Genomic DNA, 2,157 nt, shown 5'->3' on the forward strand with positions numbered 1-2,157 from the left:
TGAAAACAACGGTGGTAAAATCCCTAATAACAACGGTGTGAAATTCCCCAATAATAACGGATAATTATCTCAAAAACAACTTGGAGTGTAGACAGATAATGATCAAGGATGGGGAATTTTTTATGATTAAAGAGTATCACTCAAAAGGTTGGACTCAAACTGCTATAGCAGAATTAACAGGCTTTGATCCAAAAACAATACGAAAATACTTAAATCAAAATGAGTTACCAAAGAAAAAACAACCTCACGGTAAATTGAAAACAAGCCTGTTAGATCCATATAAAGACTATTTATTAAGGCGGTTAAAGGAAGGTACCACTAACTGTGAAGTGCTTCTTGAGGAAATTCAATCTATGGGTTATCCAGGAAAGATGACTATTTTAAGAGATTTCATCAGACCTTATCGCCAGAAACCAAAGAAACAATCGAGTATCCGTTTTGAAACACCTCCTGGAAAACAAGCACAGATGGACTGGGCAGAGATTGGAGAACATGAGGTTGATGGGAAGAAACAAAAGCTTTATGTATTTATCATCGTTTTAGGTTACTCCCGTATGAAATACATGGAAATTACAAATACGATGAATATGGAGCAGCTGATGAAATGCCACATGAATGCATTTGCCTATTTTAACGGCGTTCCTGAACACATACTCTATGACAATATGAAAACGGTAGTCACCTTACATAGTCCAACCCAAATACGCTTTAATCGAAAGTTCGAAGAATTCCTAGCTTACTATGGAGTTGTTCCGAAAGCGTGTAAACCAGCAAGGCCACAAACCAAGGGGAAAGTAGAAAGTGCGGTTGGTTACCTTAAGAAGAATTTTCTGCAAAGAAAACAAAAGAACACACTTCATGAAATGAATGAGATGTTAAGTGGATGGCTGGACAAAGTGGCCAATAAAAAACCGAATCAAACTACGCTTGAGCCACCTCTACAGCGTTTTGAAGAGGAACAAAAACACTTATTACATTGGAATACGAGACCCTTATTCCCAATAAGTAAATGGAAGGTTACTTACGTAACAGAAAGCAGCATGATTTCTTATAATGATCGAAACTATTCGGTTCCTTATCGTTATAAAGGGATGGAAGTAAGGGTGAAGGAAACTCTTGATCATCATTTAGAGATCTATTTTGATCTAGAGTGCATCGCTACTCATCCGATTATTTCTGGTATCAATAAATCATTAACGGATATCAACCATATAAAGAACATAAAAAAAGAGCCAGATGTGACACAAAACGGTTTGGCGACCCGTCACATTCAGCCCTCTAATCATGAAGTGGAACAACGTTCACTTCACGTGTATGAAGAACAATTAAAAGCTGGTGATCACAAATGAACGCACAACTTCTAACTGAACGTCTTAAGAAAGTTGGCTTGGTTTACATAGCCAATCAATTAGATGGCATCCTAGAAGATGCCTCTAAACATAATGTAACATATTCTGAATTTCTAAACACCCTTCTTCAACATGAAATTGAACACAAAGAAGGTGCAGCACTAGAATCTAGAATGAAGAAATCAAAGCTACCGTTTCACAAGACTATCGAAGACTTTGATTTCTCATTTCAACCAAGTGTTAGCGAACGGCGTGTAAAAGAAGTAATAACAGGCCGTTATATTGAGAATGGAGAAAATATCTTATTATTAGGACCGCCAGGTGTTGGTAAAACCCACTTGGCGATAGGTTTCGCTATCGAAGCACTTCGTCAAGGATACACAGCTTACTACACACGGGCCGATGATTTCATTACTTCCTGCCGTAAGGCAGAACAAAGGGGAACCACTTCTCGCCTGGTTCGATCGTTAAGTAGGTGCGATGTACTCATAATTGATGAAATGGGATACTTTCCGTTTGATGAGTTAAGTGCAGATTTATTCTTTCGTATCGTTTCAAAACGTTATGAAAAAGGGTCAATTATTTTAACCTCTAACAAATCGTATATTGAGTGGGGGAAAATATTTGGCGATGACGTCCTAGCTACAGCGGTTTTGGATAGACTGTTGCATTACTCCACAACTTTCAATATCAAAGGACAATCATTTAGACTTCGTGAAAAGCAAAAAGCCGGCATACAACCGGCAGTTAATTAGTAATAGGGAATTTTGGACCGTTGAAAATAGGGAAAATTAAACCGCTGTTGACA

General features: G+C 37.9%; 2 protein-coding genes. Both read left to right on the forward strand.

From position 1 onward, the window contains the following. Positions 1-98: 98 nt before the first annotated feature. Positions 99-1,349, forward strand: coding sequence for an IS21-like element ISBce16 family transposase (gene istA / locus M3196_RS21660; RefSeq protein WP_251324366.1), 1,251 nt, complete (start codon positions 99-101; stop codon positions 1,347-1,349). Beyond that, a complete protein-coding gene (istB, locus tag M3196_RS21665) occupies positions 1,346-2,104 on the forward strand; it encodes an IS21-like element ISBce16 family helper ATPase IstB (protein WP_251324367.1) in 759 nt (252 codons plus the stop codon). Before istA ends, istB begins: the two co-directional genes overlap by 4 nt. Positions 2,105-2,157 lie beyond the last annotated feature (53 nt).

Origin of the sequence: Fictibacillus nanhaiensis, from assembly GCF_023715445.1 — a bacterium.
In the GTDB taxonomy this organism is placed as follows: domain Bacteria; phylum Bacillota; class Bacilli; order Bacillales; family Fictibacillaceae; genus Fictibacillus; species Fictibacillus nanhaiensis_D.